The 24,751-nt window shown below is 72.7% G+C and carries 26 protein-coding genes (1 of these 26 only partly in view); 19 read left to right on the forward strand and 7 right to left on the reverse strand.

The window, feature by feature from the left end; genetic code table 11:
• On the reverse strand, positions 1–572 hold the 5' portion of the coding sequence (locus tag OF380_RS23305; RefSeq protein WP_264048021.1) for an SCO family protein. Its footprint begins 253 nt before the window's first position; only the first 572 of its 825 coding nucleotides appear in the window; the start codon lies at positions 570–572; the stop codon falls past the left edge of the window.
• A gap of 294 nt (positions 573–866) precedes the next feature.
• On the opposite strand from OF380_RS23305, the gene OF380_RS23310 reads away from it, so the two are divergent.
• Genes OF380_RS23310 through OF380_RS23355 form a run of 10 tightly spaced genes read left to right on the forward strand, consistent with a single transcriptional unit; the run spans position 867 to position 12,197 of the window.
• A complete protein-coding gene (locus OF380_RS23310; protein ID WP_264048022.1) occupies positions 867–1,526 on the forward strand; it encodes a cytochrome c3 family protein in 660 nt (219 codons plus the stop codon).
• Complete coding sequence (locus tag OF380_RS23315; RefSeq protein WP_264048023.1) at positions 1,523–4,510, forward strand: TAT-variant-translocated molybdopterin oxidoreductase; 2,988 nt, start codon at positions 1,523–1,525, stop codon at positions 4,508–4,510. Before OF380_RS23310 ends, OF380_RS23315 begins: the two co-directional genes overlap by 4 nt.
• A gap of 6 nt (positions 4,511–4,516) precedes the next feature.
• Positions 4,517–6,511 (forward strand): quinol:electron acceptor oxidoreductase subunit ActD, encoded by a 1,995-nt coding sequence (locus tag OF380_RS23320; RefSeq protein ID WP_264048024.1) that lies wholly within the window; start codon positions 4,517–4,519, stop codon positions 6,509–6,511.
• Positions 6,508–7,071 (forward strand): c-type cytochrome, encoded by a 564-nt coding sequence (locus OF380_RS23325; protein ID WP_404810499.1) that lies wholly within the window; start codon positions 6,508–6,510, stop codon positions 7,069–7,071. The genes OF380_RS23320 and OF380_RS23325 overlap by 4 nt, the downstream gene beginning before the upstream one ends.
• Positions 7,068–8,048, forward strand: a complete 981-nt coding sequence (locus OF380_RS23330; protein WP_264048026.1) for a hypothetical protein — start codon at positions 7,068–7,070, stop codon at positions 8,046–8,048. Before OF380_RS23325 ends, OF380_RS23330 begins: the two co-directional genes overlap by 4 nt.
• Positions 8,045–8,566: a hypothetical protein gene (locus OF380_RS23335; protein ID WP_264048028.1), complete on the forward strand. Its 522-nt coding sequence runs from the start codon at positions 8,045–8,047 to the stop codon at positions 8,564–8,566. Before OF380_RS23330 ends, OF380_RS23335 begins: the two co-directional genes overlap by 4 nt.
• Positions 8,563–9,537, forward strand: coding sequence for a cytochrome c oxidase subunit II (gene coxB, locus OF380_RS23340; RefSeq protein ID WP_264048029.1), 975 nt, complete (start codon positions 8,563–8,565; stop codon positions 9,535–9,537). Before OF380_RS23335 ends, coxB begins: the two co-directional genes overlap by 4 nt.
• Positions 9,534–11,213: a cytochrome c oxidase subunit I gene (locus tag OF380_RS23345; RefSeq protein ID WP_264048030.1), complete on the forward strand. Its 1,680-nt coding sequence runs from the start codon at positions 9,534–9,536 to the stop codon at positions 11,211–11,213. The genes coxB and OF380_RS23345 overlap by 4 nt, the downstream gene beginning before the upstream one ends.
• Positions 11,210–11,875: a cytochrome c oxidase subunit 3 gene (locus OF380_RS23350; protein ID WP_264048031.1), complete on the forward strand. Its 666-nt coding sequence runs from the start codon at positions 11,210–11,212 to the stop codon at positions 11,873–11,875. Before OF380_RS23345 ends, OF380_RS23350 begins: the two co-directional genes overlap by 4 nt.
• Positions 11,876–11,885: 10 nt before the next feature.
• Positions 11,886–12,197, forward strand: a complete 312-nt coding sequence (locus tag OF380_RS23355) for a cytochrome C oxidase subunit IV family protein (protein WP_264048032.1) — start codon at positions 11,886–11,888, stop codon at positions 12,195–12,197.
• Between the two features lie 184 nt (positions 12,198–12,381).
• Here OF380_RS23355 and OF380_RS23360 read toward each other — a convergent pair whose 3' ends face one another.
• The 4 genes from OF380_RS23360 to madL all read right to left on the reverse strand — a co-directional run bounded on the left by OF380_RS23360 (position 12,382) and on the right by madL (position 14,818).
• Positions 12,382–12,648: a hypothetical protein gene (locus tag OF380_RS23360; protein ID WP_264048033.1), complete on the reverse strand. Its 267-nt coding sequence runs from the start codon at positions 12,646–12,648 to the stop codon at positions 12,382–12,384.
• Between the two features lie 197 nt (positions 12,649–12,845).
• A complete protein-coding gene (locus OF380_RS23365; protein ID WP_264048034.1) occupies positions 12,846–13,532 on the reverse strand; it encodes a GntR family transcriptional regulator in 687 nt (228 codons plus the stop codon).
• Between the two features lie 55 nt (positions 13,533–13,587).
• A complete protein-coding gene (gene madM, locus OF380_RS23370) occupies positions 13,588–14,352 on the reverse strand; it encodes a malonate transporter subunit MadM (RefSeq protein WP_264048035.1) in 765 nt (254 codons plus the stop codon).
• 4 nt (positions 14,353–14,356) lie between these two features.
• Positions 14,357–14,818, reverse strand: a complete 462-nt coding sequence (gene madL / locus OF380_RS23375; protein WP_264048036.1) for a malonate transporter subunit MadL — start codon at positions 14,816–14,818, stop codon at positions 14,357–14,359.
• Positions 14,819–15,041: 223 nt separating this feature from the next.
• Here madL and mdcA point away from each other — a divergent pair, with 223 nt between their 5' ends.
• Genes mdcA through OF380_RS23415 form a run of 8 tightly spaced genes read left to right on the forward strand, consistent with a single transcriptional unit; the run spans position 15,042 to position 22,184 of the window.
• Positions 15,042–16,688, forward strand: coding sequence for a malonate decarboxylase subunit alpha (gene mdcA, locus OF380_RS23380; protein ID WP_264051460.1), 1,647 nt, complete (start codon positions 15,042–15,044; stop codon positions 16,686–16,688).
• Positions 16,689–16,700: 12 nt separating this feature from the next.
• A complete protein-coding gene (gene mdcC, locus OF380_RS23385) occupies positions 16,701–17,012 on the forward strand; it encodes a malonate decarboxylase acyl carrier protein (protein ID WP_264048037.1) in 312 nt (103 codons plus the stop codon).
• The gene (locus OF380_RS23390; protein ID WP_264048038.1) at positions 17,012–17,944 is read left to right on the forward strand and encodes a biotin-independent malonate decarboxylase subunit beta; all 933 of its coding nucleotides are present in this window, start codon (positions 17,012–17,014) and stop codon (positions 17,942–17,944) included. Before mdcC ends, OF380_RS23390 begins: the two co-directional genes overlap by 1 nt.
• Positions 17,931–18,665: a biotin-independent malonate decarboxylase subunit gamma gene (gene mdcE / locus OF380_RS23395; RefSeq protein WP_264048039.1), complete on the forward strand. Its 735-nt coding sequence runs from the start codon at positions 17,931–17,933 to the stop codon at positions 18,663–18,665. Before OF380_RS23390 ends, mdcE begins: the two co-directional genes overlap by 14 nt.
• Complete coding sequence (gene mdcG / locus OF380_RS23400) at positions 18,658–19,326, forward strand: malonate decarboxylase holo-[acyl-carrier-protein] synthase (RefSeq protein ID WP_264048040.1); 669 nt, start codon at positions 18,658–18,660, stop codon at positions 19,324–19,326. The genes mdcE and mdcG overlap by 8 nt, the downstream gene beginning before the upstream one ends.
• 9 nt (positions 19,327–19,335) lie before the next feature.
• A complete protein-coding gene (gene mdcB, locus OF380_RS23405; protein WP_264048041.1) occupies positions 19,336–20,187 on the forward strand; it encodes a triphosphoribosyl-dephospho-CoA synthase MdcB in 852 nt (283 codons plus the stop codon).
• 13 nt (positions 20,188–20,200) lie between these two features.
• Positions 20,201–21,124, forward strand: coding sequence for an acyltransferase domain-containing protein (locus OF380_RS23410; RefSeq protein WP_264048042.1), 924 nt, complete (start codon positions 20,201–20,203; stop codon positions 21,122–21,124).
• A gap of 55 nt (positions 21,125–21,179) precedes the next feature.
• On the forward strand, positions 21,180–22,184 hold the full coding sequence (locus OF380_RS23415) for an aldo/keto reductase (RefSeq protein ID WP_264048043.1): 1,005 nt from the start codon (positions 21,180–21,182) through the stop codon (positions 22,182–22,184).
• 27 nt (positions 22,185–22,211) lie between these two features.
• On the opposite strand, the gene otnI is transcribed toward OF380_RS23415, so the two are convergent.
• Complete coding sequence (gene otnI / locus OF380_RS23420) at positions 22,212–22,997, reverse strand: 2-oxo-tetronate isomerase (protein WP_264048044.1); 786 nt, start codon at positions 22,995–22,997, stop codon at positions 22,212–22,214.
• 89 nt (positions 22,998–23,086) lie between these two features.
• A complete protein-coding gene (locus OF380_RS23425; RefSeq protein ID WP_264048045.1) occupies positions 23,087–24,166 on the reverse strand; it encodes an apurinic/apyrimidinic endonuclease family protein in 1,080 nt (359 codons plus the stop codon).
• 125 nt (positions 24,167–24,291) lie between these two features.
• Between OF380_RS23425 and OF380_RS23430 the strand changes: the two genes are divergently transcribed.
• Positions 24,292–24,672 carry a hypothetical protein gene (locus tag OF380_RS23430; protein WP_264048046.1) on the forward strand — a complete coding sequence of 127 codons (381 nt, stop codon included), beginning with the start codon at positions 24,292–24,294 and terminating at the stop codon, positions 24,670–24,672.
• The last annotated feature ends 79 nt before the right edge of the window (positions 24,673–24,751 follow it).

Here is a 24,751-nt window from a genome sequence, read left to right on the forward strand (position 1 = left end):
ACGGACCCGTCGGGCGTCAGCAGGACCGCTGCCGCCGGATGCGCGATGCGGCCCGTCTCTCCATCGACGGCGTAGCGGTAGCCGAGGGCCTCGGTGAGCTGCGCGATCCCCTGCGCATCGCCGACCAGCGCGCGCGCGCTGTCCACGGATTGCGCCCGCAGCAGATGCCGGGCCGCCTCGACGCCGTCCCTCGGGTCGAGGCCGACGAGGACGAAGCCGACATCGCGTCCGGGGACGAGGCCGCTGGCCTGGAGCGCCGCCGCCGACATCGCGAGCATCGGATCGCAGACGTTCTCGCAGGTGTAGTCGAGGGGGAGGAGCAGGCTTGCCCGCCCGCCCAGCGCTGCCCCCAGGGTGGTCGGCCCCGCCGCCGCGTCCGTGAGGGCGAGCGCCATCGGGACGCGGGCCCCGGGCGCCGGCGCGAGGGCGACCCGTGCGAGGTCGCTCTCGGCAAGGCGCGCCGCGCCCGGGCCGGGAAGCAGGAACAGGCCCGCCAGACCGAGCAGGAGGGCCCCTGGCCGCCGTCCCCGGATCGCACGCATCGGACCGGCAGGCTCGTCTGGCGCCTTCATGGTGGTCCCATCCTGTTCGTGGCCCCGCGCGGCCGCTCGCGGAAACTTGGGTCGCACCGATGCGGGGCTTGCGACAAGGATCCCTCGCGAAGCAAGGCGTCGTCGGCCGAGGGTCGACGCGAAGTCCCGGGGCCAAGGGTCGGCGCGAAGTCTCGAAATGAACCTTGGCCGACGGCGTGCGGTTCTCCCGTCGGATCGTGAGGGTTGGGGCCGGATGAGACGCTGTCGTGACCGCCTGTCCCGGATCTGCCAACCCTGGACCTGCCAACCCTGGACCCTGCGGCCCCGCGCCTGATGGCCCAGCTCTTCGCGCCCGGCGCCGACGCGCTCCTGCGTCTGGCCTTCCTCTCCGGCGCGGCGCTCCTCGCCGGGGGAGCGGTGGTGGTCGCCGGGATCGTGCGCTCGGATTACGTCACCGGCGTCGGGATCGCCCCGGCCCAGCCCGTCCCCTTCAGCCACAAGCACCATTCGGGCGAACTCGGCATCGATTGCCGCTACTGCCACACCACGGTGGAGACCCAGGCCACCGCCGGGCTGCCCCCGACCCAGACCTGCATGACCTGCCACTCGCAGATCTGGACCGGCTCCGACATGCTCAAGCCCGTGCGCGACAGCTTCGCGAACAGCGAGCCCCTGCGCTGGACCCGCCTGAACAAGCTGCCGCAATACGTCTACTACAACCATTCCGTGCACGTGACGAAGGGGATCGGCTGCTCCACCTGCCACGGGGACGTCACCACCATGCAGATGACGTTCCGGGCCAACGCCTTCGAGATGCAGTTCTGCCTCGACTGCCACCGGGCGCCGGACCGCTACGTGCGCACGCCGGACCAGGTCTGGAACATGAACTGGAGCCCGCCCGCCGACCAGGCGACCCTCGGGCCGGAGCTCGTCGCGAAGAACCACATCCGGGGCGGCGACCGGCTCACCGAATGCGGGATCTGCCACCGATGACGGGATCCGGGCCCGACCTCGCGCAGCTGCGCCGCCACCTCGCCGCCGGGAGCGGGCCGGCCTTCTGGCGCAGCCTCGACGCGCTCGCCGAGACGCCCGCCTTCCGGGCCTACCTCGCCACCGCGTTCCCCGGGGCTCTATCCCTGGCGCGGGGCCCGGAGCGGCGCGGATTCCTCAAGCTCATGGCGGCCTCCTTCGCGATGGCCGGGCTCTCGGCCTGCGAACCCGTCGACGGGCGCGGCCGCGAGGTGCCCTACGTGGCGCAGCCGGAGCGGATCGTGGCGGGCGCCCCCCTCGCCTACGCGACCTGTGCGCTCTTCGACGGCTTCGCCAACGGCATCCTGGTCACCACCCGCGACGGGCGGCCCCTGAAGGTCGAGGGCAACCCCGAGCATCCCTGGAGCCGGGGCGGCACCGACGTGATGGCCCAGGCCTCGGTGCTCGGGCTCTACGACCCGTTCCGCAGCCAGGCGGTGCGCAACCTCGGGCGCCCGTCCGCCTGGGCCGCCTTCCGCGCCGCGCTGCTGCCGCGCCTGGCGGCCTTGCGCACGAGCGCGGGCGCCGGGTTTCACCTCCTGACGGGACCGGTGACCTCCCCGAGCCTCGCCGCCGAGATCGCGCGGCTGCGGGCGGCCTATCCGGGCCTGCGCTGGCACGTGCTGGAGACGGTGCCGCGCGACAACCTCTACGCCGGCGCGCGCCAGGCCTATGGCCGCCCCCTGGAGACGCAGGCGCGCTTCGCGGCGGCCCACGCCATCGTCGCCCTCGACGGGGATTTCCTCGATGCCGGGCCGGGGCAGGTCGGCCTGTCCCGCCGCTGGATCGAGGCGCGCCGCGCCGCCCTCGCGGAGGGGCGCCTCCTCACCCTGCACGCGGCGGCCCCGACGCCGGGGCTCACCAGCGTCAAGGCCGACCACACCCTGGCGGCCGGCTCCGACGCCATCGCGCGACTCGGGCAGGACCTGCTGCGCCTCGCCGAGGGCGGCCGGGCCGAGATCACGGACGGCCCGATGGCGGCGTGGCTGGCCCGTGCCGGCGCGGCGCTTGAGGCGAACCGGGGCCGGAGCCTCGTCACCGCCGGCCTCGCCCAGCCGGCGGCGGTCCACGCCCTCGTCCATCGCATCAACGGGGCGCTCGGCAACACCGGCGCCACGGTGCTGCACACCGCGCCGGTCCCGGTGCTCGGGGCCGAGACCCTGACCGACCTGAGGGACGCGATGGCGGCGGGCCGCGTGGGCACCCTGCTGATGCTCGGGGTCAACCCGGTCTACGCGGCCCCGGGCGACCTCGCCTTCGCCGAGCACCTCGCCCGGGTGCCGTTCAAGATCCACGCGGCCACCTATGCCGACGAGACCGCCGCCCATGCCGACTGGCACCTGCCCCTGGCCCATCCGCTAGAGAGCTGGGGCGATGCCCGTGCCCTCGACGGGACGGTGGGGCTGATCCAGCCGACGGTGGCGCCCCTCTATGGCGGACGCTCGGCCCACGAGATCCTGAGCCTGTTCGGGGCCGAGATCCCCGTCGCGGAGGGGCCCGAGCAGGGGCTCGCCCTCCTCAAGCGGCAGTGGCGCGGGCCGGGCGAGGACGAGGCCGCCTTCGAGGCCCGGTTCGGCGAGGCCCTGCGCCTCGGCTTCCTGCCCGACAGCGCATTGGAACCGGAGGCCGTGACGCCGACCGGCGGTGTGGCGGCGCCTCCCGAGGCGCGTCCGGATGCGCGCATCGAGGCGGTCTTCCGCCCCGATCCCTGCGTCTGGGACGGGGCCTCGGCCGATCTCGGCTGGCTGCAGGAACTGCCCAAACCCCTGACCAAGGTGGTCTGGGAGAACGTCGTCGCGGTGAGCCCCGCGCTCGCCGAGCGCCTGCACCTCGCCACCGGCGACATCGTCGCGGTGGAGGCGAACGGGCGCCGGATCGAGGGGGCCGCCTGGATCCTGCCGGGGCAGGCCGAGCGCACCGTCACCCTCACCCTCGGCTACGGCCGCCGGGTGCCGGACCACCTCGCCCACGGCCTCGGCTACGACGCCAACGCGCTGCGCCCCGGCGCCACCCCGGACCGCCTCCCCGACGTCACCGTGACGAAGACCGGCCGGACGGCCAAGCCCGTGACGACGCAGGATCTCGGCACCATGGCGGGGCACGATTTCGTGCGCGTCCAGCCGGTGGGGGCCCCGAGCGTCGGCGATGCGCCGGGGGTCGTGGTGCCGTCCTTCTACGCCGAGCCGCCTTCCGCCGGACGCGGCGAAGCCTCCGCCGGCGCCGGCAAGGCCCGGGCCTGGGGCATGGTGATCGACCTCGACGCCTGCATCGGCTGCAATGCCTGCCTCACCGCCTGCCAGTCCGAGAACAACATCCCGGTGGTGGGACGCGAGGAGGTGGCGCGCGGGCGCTGGATGAACTGGCTGCGGGTGGACCGCTACTACGCGGGCGGCCTCGACGCGCCGGAGACGCATTTCCAGCCCGTGCCCTGCATGCATTGCGAGAGCGCCCCCTGCGAGCTCGGCTGCCCGGTGGAGGCCACGGTGCATGACAGCGAGGGCCTGAACCTGCAGGTCTACAACCGCTGCATCGGCACCCGCACCTGCCAGAGCTACTGTCCCTACAAGGTCCGGCGCTTCAACTTCCTCGACTACACCGGCGAGATGGCGCCGGTGGAGCAGCAGCAGCGCAACCCCGAGGTCAGCGTGCGGGCGCGCGGCGTCATGGAGAAGTGCACCTACTGCCTCCAGCGCATCGCGAACGCGCGCATCGACTCGGCCAAGGCGGCCCACGCGCCCATCCCCGACGGCGCCGTGGAGACCGCCTGCCAGGGCGCGTGCCCGACCCGTGCCATCGTGTTCGGCGACCTCTCGGACGACGCGAGCCGGGTGGCGGCGGCGCGGCGCGACCCGCGCAACTACGCGCTGCTCGGCGAACTCAACACCCGGCCGCGCACCACCTACCTCGCGAGCCTGGCGCCCGGCGCCGAACCGGGCCGGGAGGGCTGACGCGCCGTGGCGCAGGCGATCCTCACCCCCGACGCCCCGGCCCGATCGGGCGACAGCCTCGCGGCGCGCGCCCTGCACGACCCCCTCGGGCGGCGCTGGTGGATCGCCTTCGCGGCGGCCTGCGGCCTGCTCGCCCTGTTCTTCGGGGTGATCCTGGCCCTGCTCTTCAGCGGGGTGGGCCTCTGGAACAACAACAACGCCGTCGTCTGGGCGCTCGACATCGCCTCCTACGACTGGTGGATCGGCCTCGCCTGCGGCAGCCTCGCGGTCGCCGGGATCCTGCGCCTCACCGGCGCCCCCTGGCGGGGGGCGATCACCCGCCTCGCCGAGGCCAACGCCCTCCTCTGCACCCTCGCGGCGGGGCTCTACCCGATCATCCACCTCGGGCGGCCGTGGTTCTTCTACTGGAACCTGCCCTACCCGAACACGCTGGGCCTGTGGCCGCAATTCCGCTCGCCCCTGGTCTGGGACGCCATCGATATCGTGAGCTTCCTCGTGGTGACGGTGAGCCTCTGGTATATCGGGCTCCTGCCCGACCTCGCGGCCCTGCGGGACCGCGCCTTCGCGGAGGCCCGCGCCAAGTCCGAGGCGGCCGGGCGGCCGCGCCGCTGGCCCCGGCTGAAGGCGCAGGCCTACGGCATCGCCGCCGCCGGCTGGCGCGGCTCCGCCTCGCACTGGCAGCTCTGGCGCCAGGCCTACCGCACCGTCGCCCTGCTCGGCCTCCTCCTCGTGGTCTCGCTCCAGACCGGGGCCTCGGTGATGCTGGCGGGCTCCGTGCTGCCGGGCTGGCACGACACGATCCTGCCCGTCGCCTACCTCATCAACGCGGTGTTCTCCGGGGTCGCCGTCACCGCCGCCCTGGCGATGCTGGTGCGCGCCGTCTACGGCCTCGAGGCTGAGATCACCGAGCGGCACGCGCAGATCCTGGCCCGGCTGCTCCTCGGGCTCGGGCTCGCCAGCCTGTACTGCTACGCGGCCGAGTTCTTCTCGGGGTTCCTGCACGGCGACGCCTTCGAGCGCGCCACCCTGGTGCGCCGCCTCACCGGATCCCAGGCCTGGGCGGCCTGGACCGTGCTGACCTGCGCACTGCTGCCCGTCCACCTGTTCTGGTGGGCGCGCTTCCGGCGCTCTCCCTTGACGCTGGCGCTGGTCGGCGCCCTCGTGGCGGTGGGGGCCTATGCCGACCACGTCATGGTGCTGGTGGTGACGCTCTCCCACGACTTCCTGCCGTCGTCGGCCCACGATTACCGGGTCGGGCTCTGGGGCGTCGCGACCTTCGCGGGCTCCGTCGGGATGTTCCTCGTCCTGCTGCTCCTGTTCCTGCGCGCCCTGCCGGTGGCCTCGATCACGGACCTGCGCGGTCTGTCCGAAACCCGGGCGGCCGAGAGCCCGGTCCGGGACGCGGCACAAGGGAGCATCCCGGAAGACGCGTTCCCGGCCGACACGCCGGTCTGGGGCGTCAGCGCGGAGTTCGACACCCAGGCGGACCTCGCCGCCGCCATGCGCGCGCTCGCGCGCCGGCGCCTCCACCACGGCGAGGCCGTGCGCCTCGATGCCTACGGCCCCCTGCCGATGCCCGATGCCCTGAAGGCCCTGGCCCGGCGGCACCGCTCGATCCGCCCCTACGCCCTCGGGGCGGCGCTCGCCGGGGGCGCGGCCTTCTACGGAATGTGCGTCTACGCCACGGCCTACGGCTACGTCCTCGATGTCGGCGGGCGCCCGCGCTTCTCCTGGCCCTCCTTCGTGGTGCCGAGCGTCTCCTTCGCCATGCTGAGCGGGACGCTCGCCGTGCACGCCGTGTTCCTGTTCGTGAACCGCCTGCCGCGCCTCAACCATCCGGCCTTCAACATCCCCGATTTCGGGCGCGCCACGCGGGACCGCTACTTCCTGGCGGCGGAAGCCCGCGGCCCCGGCTTCGATGCCGAGCGCATCGCGCGCCAGCTCGCTGCCCTGCCCGAGGGCGCCGGACGCCCGCTCGCCATCCGGCGGGTGCCGCGATGAGGCGCGTGGCCCCCCTCGCCCCGACCCTGGCCCCGACCCTGGCCCTGAGTCTCGCCCTGGGCCTGACCCTTGCCGGCTGCGGCGAGGCGAACATGCGCGACCAGCCCCGGGCCAAGACCTGGGACGCCAACCGCTTCTTCCCGCAGGGCATGACCATGCGCGCGCCCGTGCCCGGCACCGTGCCCCGCACCGATCCCGCCCGCTACGTCCCGCGCCCGGCGCTCATCGACGCCGCCCTGCTGGCGCGGGGCCGGGAGCGCTACGGCATCGCCTGCACGCCCTGTCACGGCCGCAGCGGCGACGGCAAGGGCATGATCGTGGCGCGCGGCTTTCCCGCCGCCCCCGCCTTCGCCGAAGAGCGACTGGCGGCGGCCTCCTCGGACCGGCTCTACGCCGCGATCACGCAGGGACACCGGGCGATGTTCGGCATGGGCGCGCAGGTGGCCCCGGCCGACCGCTGGGCCATCGTCGCCTATCTCCGCGCCCTGCAGCTGAGCCAGGGCGCGCGGGTGGCGAGCCTGCCCGGGGAAGACCGCGCGAAGCTGGAGGCGATCCGGTGAGCGCCCTCCCCCTCATCCTGGCCGGTCTCGCCGCCCTCGCCCTCGGCGTCCTCCTCGGGGAATGGCAGGCCGCCTACCTCGCCGCCTGGCTCTGCCTGCTGGCCCTGCCGCTCGGCGCGCTGCCCCTGGTCGTCGCCCTCGATGCCCTCGGGCCTGCGCGAGCCTCCTCGACGACCGTATCCCTGCGTCCCGCCCTCCTGCGCTGCCTGGGGCTGATGCCCGTGGCGGCTCTCCTGGGCCTGCCCCTGCTCGCGGTGGTGCCGGACCTCTATCCCTTTGCCCGGGGGGCGCCGGCCTCGACGCCGCTCGCGGCGTTCTGGCTGACGGTCCCGTTCGTCCTCGCGCGGCTCGCCGCCGCCCTCGCCCTCTGGGTCTGGCTCTGCCGCAGGGCGACGCGTCCGGGGTATCCGGCCGCCCTGGTTCTCGGCCTGCACGCGGTGCTGGCGACCCTGGTGAGCTTCGACCTCGTCACCGCCCTCGATCCGCGCCTCGGCTCCAGCCTGATCGGCCTCCTGATGATGGTGTCCTGGAGCGGGCTGGCGCTCGCCGCCGCGATCCTCCGGACGCCCGCCCGGCCGGAATCCGGGGCGGTGCCGCTCGCCCTCCTCATGGCGACCTGGGCCTTCCTGCACTTCGTGCAGTTCCTCGTGGTCTGGTCGGCCAACCTCCCCGCGGAGGTGTCGTGGTACCTCGCGCGCGGCGGGTTCCTCGGGCGGGCCTTGAGCCTCGCGGGCGGGGCCGCGGCCCTCCTCGCCGCCGCCCTCACCCTGCGGCCCGGCCCCTGGGCGACCCGCGCGGTGGCGGCCCTCGCCCTGGCGGTCCAGGCCGCCGGGCTCGCCTGGTTCGTGACGCCGGCCGCGCGCGGCGCCTTCGTCGTCACGCTCCCGGACGCCCTGGCCGGGCTCGGCCTCGCCTGCCTCGCCGCCGGTCTCGTGACGCTCCGGCCCGGCCGCTCGGCCGAGGGACACCCCGCATGAGCCCCCCGAACGTCCCCCGTTCCTCCGGCCTCCGGCTGGTCCCCGCGATCCTCGCCGGCCTGATCCTGCGCCGCACCGGCGTCGGATCGCGTCCGGCCGGGGCCTCGGAGGCGGCGCGGCCCGACGCGGAGTGGGACTACGAGCGCAGCGACGTCGCGGCGGGCCGGACCGCCTGGGTGATGCTGGGGCTCGCCGGAACGGTGCTCGTCACCATCGCGGCGGTGCTGGCCCTCGATCACCTCGTCCTCGGGCACCAGCGCGCCGCCCTGCCCCCCCTCACCGCCCAGCAGACGCGCGCGGTCCGGCCCCCGCCCCCGAACCTGCAGCCCGACCCCTACGTGGATATCGACGCGAAGGAAGCCGACGAGGCCGCCCGCCTCTCCGGCTACGCCTATCTCGACGCGGACCGCACCCGCGCGCGCATCCCGATCGACCGCGCCATGGCGCTCACCGCCGGCCAGCCCTTCGACCCGGAACCCGGGCCGGCCCCGGAGCCGAGACAGGCGCCGGCCCGATGACGGATCCCTCCGCCCTCGCCCTCTGGCCCCCGGCCGCCTCCGCCGCGGCGGTCGAGACCGACCACATCATCCTCGGCTTCACGGTCCTGACCCTGCTCCTCACGGTGCCGGTCTTCCTCGCCATCGCCTATTTCGCGATCCGCTACCGGGAGGGCGAGCGGGCCGACCGCAGCACCGACGAGCGCCGCAGCTTCCTCATCGAGATCAGCTGGATGCTGATCCCCTACCTGCTGACGCTGGCCTTCTTCGTCTGGGGGGCGAAGCTCTACATCCAGTCCCGCCACCCGCCGCCCGACGCCATGGTGGTGGAGGCGGTGGGCCGCCAGTGGATGTGGAAGTTCCAGCACCCCACCGGGCAGTCGGAGATCAACGACCTCCACCTGCCCGTCGACCAGCCGATCCGCATCCGCATCACCAGCCAGGATGTGATCCACGCCCTCTACCTGCCGGCCCTGCGCCTGCAGATGGCGGCCCTGCCCGACCGCACCACCGAGATCTGGTTCAAGGCCGACCGCACCGGCACCTACCGGCTCTACTGCTCGGAATATTGCGGCACCGACCACTCGGCCATGGACGGAAACCTCACGCTGATGACGCGGGCCGAGTACCAGCACTGGCTGACCCATGCCGGCGCGCAGCAATCGAACCTGGCGGCGGGCCGTGCCATCTACGAATCCTACGGCTGCGCCGGCTGCCACGATGGGGCCGTGGCGGGGGTGAACGCGCCCGCGCTCGCGGGCCTCGACGGGCGCCCGGTCCATCTCGCCGACGGCCGCACGATCACGGCCGACGCGGATTACATCCGCGCCAAGATCCTGAACCCCAACGCGAACCGGCTCGCCGGCAACCACAAGCAGGTGATGCCGAGCTTCCGCGGGGTGATCCCGGCGGACGACCTCGACCGCCTGGTGGCGTATCTCAGATCCGACGACCGCGTCGCCGGGCAAGCCCCCGAAGGAGCCACCCGATGAGCCGCGCCGGCACCCTGCACGGCGACGCCGCCGCGCGCGAACCCCACACCCCGCCACCGACCCTCGACCGGCCGGACGACTACCTCCACGCGCGCTCGACCCTGCGCTCGTGGTTCTTCAGCACCGACCACAAGCGCATCGCGCTGCTGTACCTGGCCAGCATCACCGCCTTCTTCGTCATCGGCGCGGTGGCCGCCGGCTTCGTGCGCCTCGCGCTGGTCGTGCCCAACGGCGCGATCATGACCAACGACACCTACAACAAGGCGTTCACCATCCACGGTGTGGTGATGGTGTGGTTCTTCCTCATCCCGTCGATCCCCAACACCTTCGGCAACTTCCTGATCCCGCTGATGATCGGCGCCAAGGACCTCGCCTTCCCGAGGCTCAACCTCGCGAGCTGGTACGTCTTCATGGCGGGTGCGCTGTTCACCCTGGTCTCGGTGGTGCTGGGCGGGGTCGATACCGGCTGGACCTTCTACGCGCCGCTCTCCACCGCCTTCTCGAACACCTGGGTGCTGCCCGCGCTCATCGGCGTCACCATCGTGGGCTTCTCCTCGATCCTCACGGGGCTCAACTTCGTCGTCACCATCCACACCATGCGCGCGCCGGGCATGACCTGGTTCCGCCTGCCGATCTTCGTCTGGACGCACTACGCCACCAGCCTGATCTTCCTGCTCGCCACCCCCGTCATCACCCTGGCGCTGATCCTGCTCATCGCCGAGCGCGCCTTCCATGTGGGCGTGTTCGACCCGGCCTATGGCGGTGACCCGGTGCTGTTCCAGCACCTGTTCTGGTTCTACTCGCACCCGGCCGTGTACATCATGGTGCTGCCCGGCATGGGGGTGATCTCCGAGATCGTGCCGGCCTTCGCCCAGAAGAAGCTCTTCGGCTACCGCTTCGTGGCCTACGCGGCGATCGGGCTCGCCTCGGTGACCTTCTTCGTCTGGGGCCACCACATGTTCGTCAACGGGCAGAGCGACCTCGCCTCGCTGGCGTTCTCGGCCCTCTCCTTCGCGGTGGCGGTGCCCTCGGCGGTGAAGGTCTACAACTGGACCGCCACGATCCATAAGGGACGCCTGCGCCTCGACACCCCGATGCTCTACGCCATGGGGTATATCGGGCTGTTCGTGCTCGGCGGCCTGACGGGGCTCTACCTCGCGACGCTGGCCATCAACCAGCACGTCCACGCCACCTACTTCGTGGTGGCGCATTTCCACTACATCATGGTCGGCGGCACGGTGCTGGCCTTCCTCGGCGGCCTGCACTTCTGGTGGCCGAAGATCACCGGGCGGATGTACAGCGAGCCCTGGGGGCGGATCTCGGCGCTGTTCATCTTCGTGGGCTTCAACGTCACCTTCTTCCCGCAATTCATCCTCGGCTACCTCGGCATGCCGCGGCGCTACGCGACCTACCCGCCGGAATTCCAGCTCCTCAACGTGCTCTCCTCGGCGGGCTCCACCATCCTGGCGGCGGGCTACCTCTTCCCGATGCTCTACCTGGTCTATTCCCTGTGGTTCGGGCGTCGCGCGCCCGCCAACCCCTGGGACGCCAAGGGCCTCGAATGGGAGACCACCTCCCCGCCCCCGCCGCACAACTTCTCGCAGCCGCCCCGGGTGCCGGAGGTGCCCTACGACTACCCGATCCAGGCCCCCGAGACGGGGAGGCACCACACGTGAGCGCGGAGGTCGCCGGTGCCGAACCCGTCGGCGTGGAGCGGGCCGAGCACTTCGCCACCGTCGCGCAGCAGCGCCACGCCGCGACGCTCGGCATCTGGGCCTGGCTGCTGACCGAGCTCCTGCTCTTCGCCGGGCTGTTCCTCGCCGCGCTGATCCTGCGCCTGCTGCACCCGGAGGCGGTTCAGGCGGCGGCCGGGCACCTCAAGTTCTGGATCGGGGCCGCCAACACCGTGGTGCTGCTCGTTTCCAGCCTCACCATGTCGGCGGCGATCGAACTCTCGCGGCTGGGCTGGCAGCGGATGATGGTCGGCTGCCTGCTCGCGACGGCGGGCCTCGGGACGCTGTTCCTGATGCTGAAGGGCTACGAGTACGTCGCCGATTACGAGGAGCACATGATGCCCTTCCTCGCCGGCCGGCCCTACGCGCTGGCCGAGCAGCCGGCCACGCGCCTCTTCGTCAATCTCTACTACGTGGCGACCGCGCTGCACGCGGTGCACCTCCTCACCGGCATCGCCATCCTGCTCGGGCTGACCTGGAAGGCGTCCCGCCCCGGCTTCCTTCAGCGGCACCAGAACTGGATCGAGGTCTACGGCCTGTACTGGCACTTCATCGACCTGATCTGGATCATCGCCTTCCCGGTCCTCTACGTGGTCAACCGGTAGGAGAGCCGCGATGCGCAACCCCCTGGCCTCCCTCAGCCCGCAGGACCGCGCCCTCCTCCGGAACCGCCTGCGCAGGCCGGTCCTCACCTTCCTGGCGCTGCTCGGCCTCCTCGCCGTGAACGTCGCGCTCGGGGCGACGCGGCCCTTCGAGCAGGTCTGGATCGTCGAGTTGCTGGTGGTCGCCGCCATGGTGGCGATCATCCTCCTGGTCTCGATGGAGGTCCGCCACGAACCGCCCCTGGTGCGGCTCTTCGCCGGGGCCGGCTTCTTCTGGGTCGCTATCCTGTTCGGGATGACGCTGACCGACTACCTCGCGCGCTGACGGCCTGCACACACGAAAACGGCGGGGCTCGCGCCCCGCCGTCGTCGACTCGAGTCGAGCCGGCCTTATACCAGATCTCGATGAGCTTGACTCATTGAGATCTGCCCGCGCGACGGCGCGGCGGCGGTCGTCCGCCGGACCTCAGCGAGACTGACCTATGGGTCAGGCTCACTGAGACTTGGTATTAGTAGGCCGGGCCGCCCGAGGTGGTGCCGTAATTCGCCGTCGGCTTGTTGTTCTGCTCGGCGTTGCCGGCCTTGGCCGAATCGTCCGGGCGGCGGCTGATCGAGCCGGTGGTCACGTCATCGAAGAATCCGACGACGCGGCTGCCGGGCGCGGCGGCGGCGGGGATGCCGGCCGGGGCGTTGTAGCTCTGCGCGAGGGCGGACGTGGCGGGGAGGCCGAAGGTCAGGACCAGGGCGGCGGCGGCGGAAGCAAGACGGGTGTTCATGGTCGTAGTATCCAGATGTCCAAGCCCGGTCTCCGTCAAACATTCGAGGAACACGTCCAGGATGTCCGGGGGCCGTTGCCTTGGTGTGATCTCGATATAGGACTGGGCCGGCGGGGCCGGTGTGCGCTGCAGCACGCGATGCATGTGCCCAGTGCATTTCTTGGGTCGATCAATTCTTTTCCCATGCGCGTGCTGCATCACAGGTTGGAATGGGCGTCGATGTAGTGCCGCAGGGCGCTCGCCGCGTTGAGCATGTGGGCGCGCATGCGCCGGGCCGCCGCCTCGCCGTCGCCCTCGGCGATGGCCGCCAGGATGGCCCCGTGCTCCGCGCGCGAGCCGTGGATGCGGTCGCCCTGGCGCAGCTGGGTGCGGCGGAAGCCCGAGAGGCGGGTGCGCAGCGCCAGCGCCTGCTCCTGCAGGAAGCCGTTATGGGTGGCGCCGTAGAGGGCCTCGTGGAAGCTGCGGTTCAGGGTGTCGTAGGCATCGACATCGCCGGCCTCGACCATGTCGCCCGAGCGCGCGTGCAGGTCCAGGAGGTGGCTGCGCTCCAGGGGCGTCATCCGGTAGGTGGCGAGCCGCACGCACATCGCCTCGAACTCGGCGGTGGTCTCGAACATGTCCATGATCCGCTCGGGCGTCAGGCGCGTGACCACGACCCCCCGGCGCGGGCGCAGCTCCACCAGCCCGTTGAAGGCGAGCTGGCGCAGGGCCTCCCGCACGGGGGTGCGCGAGGCGCCGAAGCGGTCGGCGAGATCCTGCTCGTCCAGGGCCGTGCCGGCGGCGAGCCGCCCGGCGGCGATCTCGTCGGTGAGCGCGTTGCGGATCTGGTCCGAGAGCAGCCCGCGCTCCGCCCCCTGCTCGTCCATCGGCCCCTCGTTCGTCATTTGATTCCTTCGCAGGAGGTGCGCTCCCTCCGCAGGACGTGCGAAACCCCGTCCGTCATCCCACGATGGCCCGAACCGTGAGGTAGAACAGCGACGGACCGACGAGGCAGCCGATTCCGGTGTGGAAGGTCGCCGTCAGCGCGCCGTAGGGCACCAGCTTCGGGTCCGTGGCGGCGAGGCCCCCGGCGACCCCGCTCACCGTTCCCATCAGGCCCCCGAAGGCCATGGCCGAGCGCGGGTTGTCCAGGCCGATGAGCTTGGCCACCAGCGGCGTCCCGACCATGACCATCACGGCCTTGGTGACGCCGGTGGCGATGGAGAGCGCCATCACGGCCGAGTCGGCGCCCAGCGCCGCCCCCGTCACCGGCCCGACGATGTAGGTGACGGCGCCCGCCCCGATCGTCGTGATGCTGACCGCGTCGGTGTAGCCGAAGGCCACCGCCGTGAGCGCCCCGACGACGAAGGGGATCACGGTGCCGAGCGCCAGGGCAAGAACCCCGAGGAGGCCGGCGCGGCGCGCCTCCACCACGTCGACCTCGAAGGCGGTGGCCACGATGGCGAAGTCGCGCAGCATCGCCCCGCCCATCAGGCCGATTCCGGCGAGGACCGGCAGGTCGGCGACCCCCCTCTGGCCGCCCGTATACAGGCCGGCCACGTAGGCGAGCACCAGTCCGAGCACGATGGCGATGGCCGAGCCGTGGACCCGGCCGGCGGTGAGCCGCTTTCCGAGAACGTTCGAGACCAGCATCAGCCCGCCGACCACCGCGAAGGCGGCCACCAGGCTCTGCTCGACGAAGACGTGTTCGATCATGTGCAGCATCGGATCACACCTTCTCGGCCGGGCGGGGTTGTACGGACGGGGGCGGCACGCGGTCGTCGGCACCGATCACGGCTCCGCCGTGGCGGACCTGTCCGCTCTCCAGGGGGTCGTCACGGCGCCCGAAGCGTCCGAGCAGGGCCACGCAGGCGAAGCACAGGAGGAGCGACACCGTGGCGGCGATGAGCACGACGGGGCCGCCGCGCACGGCCGCCACCACGTTCTGCTGCGCCGCCATGGCGACCACGATGGGGATGTACATGGTCGACCAGAACTCGACCCCGAGCTTGACCCCGCCGCCGAGCTTGCCCCGGGCGAGGAGCCAGGACCGGGCGGCGATGAGCAGGATCATGGCGAGGCCGACGCCGCCGACATTGGCCTTCACCCCGAGGGCGATGCCCAGCAGGTCGCCGAGGAACACGCCGATCAGCGTGCAGAGTGCGAGGAGCGCGACGCCGAAGATGGTCATCGGGCTCCCTCCGGCATCGTCGCGGGCGGCGTTTGGAATGCATGGGGCACGGGGCGTTCCTCCTGGGTATCCGGTGATTCGTTTTTGATTGCCGTCAGTATACCGAGTATTGACAAAGACGCAATTTGGAATACTGATTGGGCCTGAGGGCGGAGCCTCGCATGTCGGAAGGCGCGGATTGCGCCAGACCGTATACGCGGGGTGGAACGAGGGAGCGGACGGGATGATGGATTGGCGCCAGGAACGCACCGCCCGTGAGGCGCGCCTCGAACGGGCGCGGCCGCACGCGGACGGCAAGGTCGTGCCGGCGGCCCGGGTCGTCGACCTCCTCGAGGCGATCCTTCAGCCCGGCGACCGGGTCTGCCTCGAGGGCGACAACCAGAAGCAGGCCGATTGCCTCGCCCGGGGCCTCTCCGCCTGCGATCCGGCCCGGGTCCACGACCTGCACATGGTGCAGTCGGGCATCGTGCTGCCCGAGCACCTCGACATCTTCGAGCAGGGCATCGCGAAGCGGCTCGACTACTCGTATTCCGGCCCGCAGGGTGGGCGCATCGCGAAAATGCTGTATGGCGGCCAGATCGAGCTCGGGGCGGTGCACACCTACCTCGAGCTCTTCGCGCGCTACTTCATCGACCTGACGCCGAACGTGGCGCTGATCGCCGGGGTCTCGGCCGACCGGGACGGCAACCTCTATACGGGCCCCAACACCGAGGACACGCCGACCGTGGTGGAGGCGACCGCCTTCAAGAACGGCGTGGTGGTGGCGCAGGTCAACGCGATCGTCGACCGGGTGCCCCGCGTCGACATCCCCGGCGACCGGGTCGACTTCGTGGTCGAGGCCGACAAGCCCTTCTACGTCGAGCCGCTCTTCACCCGCGACCCGGCGGCGGTGACCGAGACCCAGATCCTGATGGCCATGATGGCGATCAAGGGCATCTACGCCGCGTACGGCATCCGCCGCCTCAACCACGGCATCGGCTTCGGCACGGCGGCCATCGAGCTGCTGCTGCCCACGTACGCCGAGCGCCTCGGCCTGAAGGGGCAGATCGCGACCCACTGGGCGCTGAACCCGCATCCGAGCCTGATCCCGGCCATCGAATCCGGCTGGGTCCACCAGATCCACTGCTTCGGTTCGGAAGTGGGCATGGACAACTACATCCGCGCCCGCCCGGACGTGTTCTTCACGGGCTCCGACGGCTCGCTCCGCTCCAACCGCGCCTTCTGCCAGACGGCGGGGCTCTATGCCTGCGACCTCTTCATCGGCTCCACCCTGCAGATCGATCTCCAGGGCCATTCCTCCACCGTGACCACGAACCGGGTCGCGGGCTTCGGCGGCGCGCCGAACATGGGCTCCGATCCGCACGGGCGGCGCCACCCCTCCGACACCTGGATGAAGGCGGGGCGCGAGGCCGGCGGCACCGGCGACCCGGCCCTGCGGCGCGGGCGCAAGCTCGTGGTGCAGCTCGTCGAGACCTTCGGCGACAAGCTCGTCCCGGCCTTCGTGGAAAAACTCGACGCCCTGGAGCTCGCGAAGAAACTCAACCTCGAGCTCGCCCCCGTGATGGTCTACGCCGACGACGTGACCCACATCGTCACCGAGGAGGGCATCGCCAACCTGCTCCTGTGCCGGACGCTCGACGAGCGGGAACAGGCGATCCGCGGGGTGGCCGGCTACACCGATGTCGGGCGGGGTCGCGACCACGCCGAAGTCGAGCGCCTGCGCGCCCGCGGGATCATTCGACGCCCCGAGGATCTCGGCATCGAGCCCCTCGACGCCGACCGCTCGCTGCTCGCGGCGCGCTCGATCAAGGACCTCGTGCACTGGTCGGGCGGGCTCTACGAGCCGCCGGCCAAGTTCCGGAACTGGTGAGGGAGTTTTGCCATGGAGACCCTGCACTTCCACCACGCCACGACCCGGCCGCTCTCCGGCAGCCGGAAAAGCGCGCTCACCGGGGTGGTGGCCTCCGGCAACCTCGAAGTGCTGCTGGAGCGCGACTGCCCGCCCGGCGAGTGCCGCTTCGCCATCGACACCGCGATCGCCGGTTACGGCGAGGTCTGGGCGGCGGTGGTGGCCGATTTCGTCGCCCGCCGGCAGCCGGGCGGGCTCACCATCACCATCAACGACGGGGGCGCCCGCCCCGACACCGTCTCCCTGCGCCTCGCCCAGGGCGCCCGCCTGATGGAGGCACCGTGATGGACTGGAAGCCGGTCGCCCTGACCACGTCGCCCCTCGACCAGAGCTGGTACGAGGCCAGCGCCCGCGCGCGCCTCGCCGGCCTCCTCGACGCGGAGACGTTCCACGAATTCATCGGCCCCGAGCAGCGGATGATGAGCCCGCACCTGCCGCTGTTCGACCTGCCGCGCGCCTTCGACGACGGCATGATCGTCGGGCGCGGCCGCCTCGACGGCCAGGACGTGCTCGTCGCCGCGCAGGAGGGCCGCTTCATGGGCGGCGCCTTCGGCGAGATCCACGGTGCCAAGCTCGTCGGCCTGCTGCGGGCGGCCCTCGTGGTGAAGCCGGCGGCCGTGCTGATCCTGTTCGACACCGGCGGCGTGCGCCTGCAGGAGGCCAATGCCGGCGAGACCGCCATCGCGGAGATCATGCGGGCGATCACGCACGTGCGCGCCGCCGGCATTCCGGTGATCGGGCTGATCGGGGGCCGGGCCGGCTGCTACGGCGGCGGCGGGCTCATCGCCGGCACCTGCGCGCGCCTCGTCATCTCCGAGGGCGGGCGCCTCAGCGTCTCCGGGCCCGAGGTGATCGAGACCAACCGGGGTGCCGAGGAGTTCGATTCCCGCGACCGGGCGCTGGTCTGGCGCACCATGGGCGGCAAGCACCGGCGCCTCCTCGGCGCGGCGGATGCCTTCGCGGACGACACGATCGGGGCCTTTCGCGCGGCCGCGTGTGCGGCGATCCCGGCGGCCCCGGCCTTCGACCTCGCCACCCTGGAGGCCGAGCAGGCGCGGCTCGAATCCCGCCTCGACCGCTTCGGCGACGCCCGGGACGCCACCGAGATCTGGGGCCGCCTCGGGATCAACGACCCCGCCGCGGTGCCGGGCCTGACCACGGGGGCCTTCGACGCCCTGCTCGCCGGCCTGCCGGAGGCTCCTCATGACGCTCGCTGAGATCCTCGATTCGCTGTTTCCCCAGGGCCACGCCGTCACGGTCACGGACGGGCTCATCGCTGGCGAAGGTCCTTTCGGTGGCGACGGTGCCTCCGGGGCGGGCCGCCTCGCCGTGATCGGTATCGACGGGGACATCCCCCTCGGGATCGAAGGGGCCTGCCACCTGGCCGGACGCGTCCTCGACGTGGTGCGGGCGGGCGGCGGCACCCCGATCCTGGTCCTCATCGATTCCGACAGCCAGCGCATGAGCCGGCGCGACGAGCTCCTCGGCCTCAACGAGTACCTCGCGCATCTCGCCAAGGGGCTGCTGCTGGCGGATGCCAAGGGCCATCCGACCCTCGGCCTCCTCTACGGCCACAGCGCGGCCGGCGCCTTCATCGCCACCGCCCTCGCCACCCGTGTGCTCGCGGCCCTGCCCGGCGCCCATCCGAGCGTGATGGACCTGCCCTCGGTGGCCCGCGTCACCAAGCTGCCCCTGGAGCGGCTGGAAGCGATGGCCCGCTCCACCTCCGTCTTCGCGCCCGGCCTCGACAACATGGTCCGGACCGGCGCCGTGCAGGCGGTGCTCGATCCCGACGAACCGCTCGGACCGCAGGTCGCGGCGCTGATCGCGGACGCCCCCGCCGCCGACACCCGCGACGCGCTCGGCCGCGACCGGGGCGGACGCCCGCTCGCCCACGACATCGCCGCTCGGGTGGTGCGCGAGGCAACCGGTGCGTGACTGGGTCCGCCACGATCTGCTCACCGTGGACCCGGAGGCCTGGGAGACGCTGCTCGCGGCGCGCCCCGACCTCGACGGGGTTTCGCTGCTCGCGGCCTGGGCCGAGCGGGGCTGGCCGGTGATCGTGCGCCGCCGGGTGCCCGGCGAGGACGCCGCCGGCGTTCCCGCCGGCCTGCCCCTGCCCCCCGGCGAGGGCAAGCGCCGCATCGGGCTCGCCCTCGATCCCGCCGCCGTCAGCCCCCGCCCCGGCCCGACCCTGGCGGAGGTCCGCCACGCGGCTCCCCCGTCCTGGCGCCCGACCCTCGACACGCTGGTGGCGCACGGGGCCGCCCACGGCTGCGTGCCGCGCGTCTTCGGCGGGCTGCTCTGGCAGGCGCTCACCGGCTTGCCCTATCTCTCCGCGACCTCCGACCTCGACCTCCTCTGGCCCGGCCCCGTGACCCGGACCTGTCTCGACGGGCTGGCGCGGATCGAACGCGCCGCCCCCATGCGCCTCGACGGCGAGATCGTGCTCCCCGACGGCTTCGGCCTGAACTGGCGCGAGGTGCGGGCGGCCGGGCCGGGCGACACGGTCCTCGCCAAGGGCCTGGAGCGCCTGGAACTCCGGCCCGTTCCCATGGCGACGGAGGCGGCCCCCGCCCCGCCGCCCGCCGCTTCGTAGGACGCCCCCATGCTGGCCTTCCGCACGCGCACGGCGCCGACGACCGAGCGGCCGCACCCGGACGGGATCGCGCGCCTCGCGGTCACCTGCCTGCACAACGAACTCGAAACCTACCCCAAGCCCGGCCTCGTCAGCCACGTGGACAGCGGCAGCCATGCGGACATGGATGCGGGCAGCTTCCGGGCGAGCGCCGCCGCCCTGGAGCCCTCCTTCGCCGAACTCGCCGAGGCCGGCGCGGGCGGCGCCGGGATGGCGCGCCTGCGCCGGATCGGCCTTGCGGCGGAGGCGGCGATGCGGATTGCCACGGGGGGCGTGAACACCCATCGGGGCGCGATCTTCGGCCTCGGCCTCCTCTGCGCGGCGGCCGGCGCGCTGGGACCCCGCCCGGCGGCCGGGAGCCTCGGCGCCCACATCCGTGCGCGATACGCGGACGCCATCCTCGACGGGCCCGAACTGCTGCACGCGCCCGGCGCGCGGGCGCGTCGGCGGCATCGCGTCGGCGGTGCGCCCGCCGAGGCGGCGGCCGGCTTCCCGACCCTCTACGGCACCGGCCTGCCCGCCCTGCGCCGGGCCCGGGCCCTGCGCCCCGACGCGCCCGAGGCGGCGCGGGTGGAAGCCTGCCTCGCCCTCATCGCCGCCCTCGAGGACACCAACCTCCTGCATCGCGGCGGCCCGGAGGGGTACGCCTTTGCGCGGGCGGAGGCCGCCCGCTTCCTGAGCCGGGGCGGCATCGCGCGGGACGATTGGTTCACGCAGGCGGAGCACCTGCACCGGGCCTTCGTCGCCCGGCGCCTCAGCCCCGGCGGCGCGGCCGACCTCCTCGCCATGACCCTGTTCGTCGATGCCTGGGAGCAAGCATGATCGTCGCGCGCCGATGACCCTCGCGATCCTGCTCTCCGGCCAGGGCGGCCAGCACCCGGAGATGTTCGCGCTCACCGCCGACCTGCCGGAGGCGCAGGCCGTGTTCGCGGCCGCGACCCCGCTCCTCGGGCGCGACCCGCGCGACCTCGTGCGTTCAGGGGAGGATCTCCACGCCAACCGCACCGGGCAGATCCTGTGCTGCGTCGCCGGTCTCGCCGCCTGGACCCTGGTGCGGGCGGCGGCCCCGGGCCGCTCCGTCGTGGTCGGCTACAGCATCGGCGATCTCGCGGCCTACGGCTGCGCCGGCCTGTTCGCGCCGCAGACCGTGCTGCAACTCGCCGCCGCCCGCGCCGAGGCGATGGATGCGGCGGCCGGCCCCGGCTACGGCCTCGCCGGCCTGCGCGGCCTGCCCGCCGCGCGGTTCTTCGCCCTGGCGGCGACCCATGCCTGCCACCCGGCGATCCGCAACGCCGCCGACAGCGTGGTGGTGGGCGGGCGGGTCGAGGCCCTCGACGCCCTCTGCGCCGAGGCGCTGGCGGCGGGCGCGGCGCGGGCGGTGCGCCTGCCGGTCCACATCCCCTCGCACACGCCGCTCCTGGCCGAAGCCTCGGCCCGGTTCGCCGAGCGGCTGGCGCAGGCGCCCCTGGCGACGCCGCCGCGTCCGGGGCCGCGCCTGCTCAGCGGCCTCGACGGGGCGGCGGTGTTCCGTCCGGAGGCCGGCCTGCCCAAGCTCGCCGCCCAGATCTCGCAGGCTCTCGACTGGGCGGCCTGCCTGGAGGGGATCGCCGAGTTCGGCGCGACCCGGGTGCTCGAACTCGGCCCCGGCCATGCCCTCGCGACGATGGCCCGTGCGGCCCTGCCGGACGCCCGGATTCATGCGTTGGAAGACTTTCGGACCGCCGCCGGTCTGGTGCAATGGATACGAGACGGGGCTTAGTTCCCGAGGGGATACCGAACGGGGTCTGAGCACCCTCCTGGAGAGAAACGCCACGATGCAGTACCGCAATCTCGGCCGCTCGGGCCTCAAGGTCTCGCCGCTCTGCCTCGGCACCATGATGTTCGGCGGCCAGACCGACGAGGCCACGGCGACGCGCATCATCGACAGCGCCCGGGACGCCGGCATCAACTTCCTCGACACCGCCAACGCCTACAACGAAGGCCGTTCCGAGGAGGTGGTGGGCCGGGCGATCCGCGGCGACCGCGAGGCCTGGGTGCTCGCCACCAAGCTCGCCAACCCGATGGGGCCGGGCCCCAACGACCGGGGCCTGTCGCGCGCCCACGTGCTGCGCGCCACCGAAGCCAGCCTGGCGCGCCTCGGCACCGAAATCATCGACATCACCTACCTGCACAAGGAGGACCACGACACGCCGCTGGCCGAGACCGTAGGCGCGATCGCCCAGCTCGTGCGCCAGGGCAAGATCCGCTACTTCGGCGTCTCGAACTACCGCGCCTGGCGGGTCGCCGAGATCTGCCGCCTCTGCGACGACCTCGGGATCGACCGCCCGGTGGTGAGCCAGCCCTACTACAACGCCCTGAACCGGATGCCCGAGACCGAGCACCTGCCGGCCTGCGCCCATTACGGCCTCGGCGTGGTGCCCTACTCGCCCCTCGCTCGGGGCGTGCTCACCGCCAAGTACGATCCGGACGCGCCGGCTCCCGAAGGGACGCGGGCCGGGCGCCAGGACACCCGCATGATGCAGACGGAGTGGCGCCCGGAATCTCTGCGCATCGCCCGGACCTTCCAGGCCCATGCCGCCGCGCGCGGGCTGACGGCGGGGCAGTTCGCGGTGAACTGGGTGCTGGCGAACCGCCTCGTCACCTCTGTGATCGCCGGGCCGCGCACGGAGGCGCAGTGGGACGAGTATCTCGGCGCCCTCGGCTACACCTTCACGGCCGAGGACGAGGCCCTGGTCGACGCCCACGTGGTCAGCGGCCATCCCTCGACGCCGGGCTACAACGACCCGGCCTACCCGATCGAGGGCCGGGTGCGGGGCTGACGACCCGCTCCCGGACCTGGCGACCCGCTACCGAACCTGGGACGCGCGGTAGGGCGCGAACCAGCCCAGGCCCTCGGCGGTGCCCCTGGCTGGGTTGTACTCGCAGCCGACGAAGCCCGCATAGCCGAGCCGGTCGAGGGTGGCGAAGAGGTAGGCGTCGTTCATCTCGCCGGTGCCGGGCTCGTGCCGGGCCGGCACGCTCGCGGTCTGCACGTGGCCGATCAGCGGCATCAGGGCGGCGAGGCGCGTGGTCACGTCTCCGTGCAGGATCTGGGCGTGGTAGAGGTCGAACTGTAGCTTGAGGTTCGGCAGGGCGAGATCGCGGATCAGGCTCGCCGCGGCCTCGACGTCGCCGAGGAAGTAGCCCGGCATGTTGCGGGGGTTGATCGGCTCCAGCAGGAGGTCGAGGCCCTCGCGCCCCACCCGCTCGGCCGCCCAGGCGACGGCGCGGCGATAGGCGGCCTGCGCCCCGGGATCGCGCGCATCCGCGAGCCCCGCCATGAGGTGCATCCGGCCCGCGCCGGTGACGCGGGCGTAACGCAGGCCCGTCTCCACGCCCGCCTGCAGCTCCGCGAAGCGGTCGGGCAGCGCGGCGAGGCCCCGCTCGCCGGCCTGCCAGTCGCCCGGCGGCAGGTTGAACAGGGCCAGCGTCAGGCCGTGCCGGGCGAGGCACCCGGCGATGGCCTCCGGCTCATGCGCATAGGGAAACAGGCACTCCACCGCCGTGAAGCCCGCCTGCGCCGCCGCTGCGAAGCGGTCGAGGAAGGGCATCTCGGTGAACAGCAGGGAGAGATTGGCGGCAAAGCGCGGCATGGCGTCGTCCTTGCCCAAGGCGAGGCCGAAGGCAAGGCTGCGCGGGTGGCAAGGCTGCGCGGGTCGCAGGGCCGCCCGGATGGCGAAGGTCAGGCCGCCGCCTCGATCTGGGCGGCGGGCAGGATCGCCGCGATCTCGGCGGCGATGCCGACCGAGGCGATGTTCTTGGATTTCGCCTCGATCTCGAAATCCGCCCAGGCCATGTGGCGCGCCACCAGGGCGTTCACGGCCCGGTTCCACATCAGGTCGGAATGGGCGGCCAGATCCCGCCAGTTGTGTCCGGCCTCGGTGAGGGCCGCGAAATCCGGCAGGGCGTCGGGGGCGTGCCCGTCGAGCAGGCCCTCGCGCGAGACGCTGATATGGGCCACGGGCCGCACCCCGCGCCAGGATTCGCGCACCCGCGCCACGCGGGGGTCGTCGGGCTCGATGTATTCGCCCCGGCTCTCGACCCAGTGATGGTGCAGGTCGAGCACCACGGGCACGACGTCGGCGAGGCCGAGCACCGTGTCGAGCCCGAAGAAGTTCTCGTCGTTCTCCACCGTGAGGAGGTCGCGGGCGGTCTGCGAGAGCCGGGGCAGGCTGGCGCGGAAGCCCGCGATGCCGGGGTCGCGGGCGCCGACATGGATGTTGATGTGGGCGCCGTGCGGGTGCCAGCCGCTGCCGTAGCCGAGCATCGCCATGAGTTCGGCGTGGTGCTCCAGCTCCTCGATGCCGTTGCGCTCCGCGTTCGGGTTCTGCGAGGCGATGACGCAGAACGGGCCCGGATGGAAGCTGAGGCGCACCGCCCCGGCCCGCGCGATGTCGCCGATGCGTGCCAGCCCCGTCTCCACGAGGCGCCGCATCTCGGGCTCGGCGTAGATGTCGGCCGCCACCGCATGGGTGTAGCCGGGCAGCACGTTGCTGGCGATGCGCAGCAGGCGCTCGATGGGCGGTCGGGCGGCCACCCAGGCCACCTGCCGCTCCAGGGCGCCGAGGTTGTGGCGCACCAGCCCCTCGAGCTTGGCCCGGCGCGCGGCCGGCGCCAGGGTCTTCAGGTGGGCCATGGTGGCGTGGGTGAGATTCATCTGGAGGGTCGCCTCGCGGGCGGCCTTCAGGGTCTTGAAGCTCTCGGGCGGCGCCTCAAGGATGAACTTGCAGCAGAAGCCGAGGCGGGGTGTTGAATCGGTCATGGGGCGATAACGCGGCGAAGCGCCATTGGTGCACGGTCGGAACCGGTGGCCGGATGCGGTGCGTTGCCCCCGCGCCGGTGCCCCCCTCCTTTGCCAGCACCCCCTTGCCGGCACCGGAGCCCCCGATGGAGTCCAAGCTCGCCGACCAGGTCCGTCACGCGGCCGAGCGCGCCCGCCGCCTGACCCAAGCCTACCCGAAGGGCACGCGCCGCGACGACTTCCCGTTCGCGGTCGTGGCGGCGTTCGACGCCGACATCCGGGGCTGCGTGGAGCGCGACCGCCGGATCGAGGACGAGCGCGACCGGGTGCTCATCGCCGCCGTCAACTTCGCCGAGACGCCGCCCGAGGACGAGCCCGAGGCCGTGGAGCCGGCACGGCGCGCCCTGATCGCGGCGATCGACTACCTCGAACAGGCGGTCCTGCGCTTCGGAATCGTCAACCGCGCGGGCGCACGCCTCGGGCACGGCGAGGCCGGGCAGCGGGTCGCGGCGCGACCGGATTCGTGATGGCGGCCCCTGCGACCCGAGGGCGGGTCCGCGCGTTGTCATGGGTCGCCGGCACAGGGCCGGCCCTCCGATCTCCCGT

Source organism: Methylobacterium sp. FF17, assembly GCF_025813715.1.
Lineage (GTDB): Bacteria > Pseudomonadota > Alphaproteobacteria > Rhizobiales > Beijerinckiaceae > Methylobacterium > Methylobacterium flocculans.